The following is a 1,664-nucleotide window of genomic DNA, read 5'->3' as shown; positions in this document are numbered from 1 at the left end:
CAGCGGGACGACGACGGAGTCGATGTGGCTCTGCGTCAGCTTCTCCATGCGGTGGACGCGGAACCGTCCGTCGAGGTGGCGTTCGAGCCAGTCGAAGGCGAGGGCGTGGTTGGGGTTGGAGACGTTGACGATCAGGTCGCGGCCCAGGCGCAGGCAGTTGGCGCCGTCGATCATGGGTTCCAGGCCGACGTCGAAGGGCGAGTTTCGCGGATGGAGGGGGGCCTCGATGTTCGGGGCGGCGATGTCGACGTTGGCCGGGTCGAAGGAGAGGTCGGTCATCATCGGGCGCGGCATGGTCGTCCAGCGGGCGCCCGCGCGGAAGTAGTCGAGGAAGACCGGCTTGAGGAACTGGGTCTCGAAGTAGCGGTCGCGCAGGGTCGGCGGGGTCTCGATGATCTCGTCGCCGAGGATGAGGGTGTTGTCGCGGAGGTTGAGCGGCGGGGTGACGGCGGCGTCGAAGGCGGGGGTGGCGACCGCGGTCAGGTCGGGTACGAGCGGCAGGGGGCGGTGCACGGTGATGCCCAGGGCGGTGAGCTGGTCGCCGATGCCCTCGACGTCCTCGATCATTTCGTCGAGGAACCGCTCCCGCATCGCCAGCCGGTCCGGGGCGTTGCGGCGGCGGCGGTCCTCGCTGTCCCGCCAGGTGGAGAGGGAGGGGTAGTACCCGCGGGCGCCGGAGAGGTTGTCGCTGATGAACATGTCGAACGACATGTCGCGCACCCGGTCGCGGTAGCCGTCCGCGGAGCCGAGGACGATCTCCCGCAGCGGAGTGAAGTCGTCGTAACTGTTCAGGCTCATCGGCGGGGCCTTTCGGGGGTCGGCGGGATGCGGGGCACGGTGTCGGTGGTGGCCGGTCGGGACGGGGCGGCGCGCGGTGCGGGGCCGGTGCTCATCCCCCGGTCTCCTTCCTGAGGAAGTCCGCGAGCCGCCGGACACCGGTCTCGATCCGCTCGGGGTCGAGATAGCTGCACGACAGCCGGATCTGCCGGTCGCCGCGGTCCGTGAGGGAGAAGTGGCTCATCGGTGTCCACAGCACGCCGTACTCGGCGGCCGACACCTCCAGGAGTGCGAGGTCGGCGGGGACCGGCAGTTCGATGCGGACGAAGAAGCCGCCGGCCGGGCGGTGCGCGACGACGCCCGGCGGCATGCCGTCGCCCAGGTGCCGCTGGAGGGCGTCGGACAGGCAGGCGAGGTTGCCGCGGTAGCGCTCGGCCTTGCTGCGGGCGAGGGCGGTCAGCGAACGGCCGTGTTCCAGAAGGAGGCCGCCGATGACCGCCTGGGAGAGGGCCGAGGTGTTGACGGTGACCATGCTCTTGAGGTCGGCGAGTTCCTCGGCGAGCGGGCGTTCGCCGTCGGCGTGCCGCACCCGCTGGTCGGCGACGGCGTAGCCGACCCGGGCGCCGGGGAATCCGACCTTGGCGAAGGTGCCGAGGTGGATGACGCGGCGTGCGGTGTCCAGCGCCTTCAGGCCGGGGAGGGTGTCGTCCTCGGGGGCGGTGAATCCGTAGGCGTTGTCCTCGATGAGCAGCAGGTCCTCGCGGGCGGCGAGGTCGAGCAGGCGGTGGCGTGCGGCGAGGGTCACCCGGACGCCGCCCGGGTTGGAGAAGTCGGGGGCGACGTAGCAGGCGCGGACGCGGCGGCCGTCGGCGCGGGCCTCACGGCAG

Annotated in this window: 2 protein-coding genes; both read right to left on the bottom strand. The window is 71.5% G+C overall.

The annotated features are described in order from the left end of the window. Positions 1–798, bottom strand: a 798-nt coding sequence (locus ACFXPK_RS32850) for a glycine amidinotransferase (RefSeq protein ID WP_385080817.1), incomplete at its 3' end; no start/stop codon positions are given. Between the two features lie 91 nt (positions 799–889). Next, on the bottom strand, positions 890–1,664 hold a 775-nt coding region (locus ACFXPK_RS32845; RefSeq protein ID WP_385080815.1), incomplete at its 5' end, for an aminotransferase class I/II-fold pyridoxal phosphate-dependent enzyme.

Origin of the sequence: Streptomyces sp. NPDC059142, assembly GCF_042755665.1 — a bacterium.
GTDB lineage: Bacteria > Actinomycetota > Actinomycetes > Streptomycetales > Streptomycetaceae > Streptomyces.
Note: the sequence above shows the minus strand (reverse complement) of the source record. Positions and strands in the feature narration are given on the sequence as shown.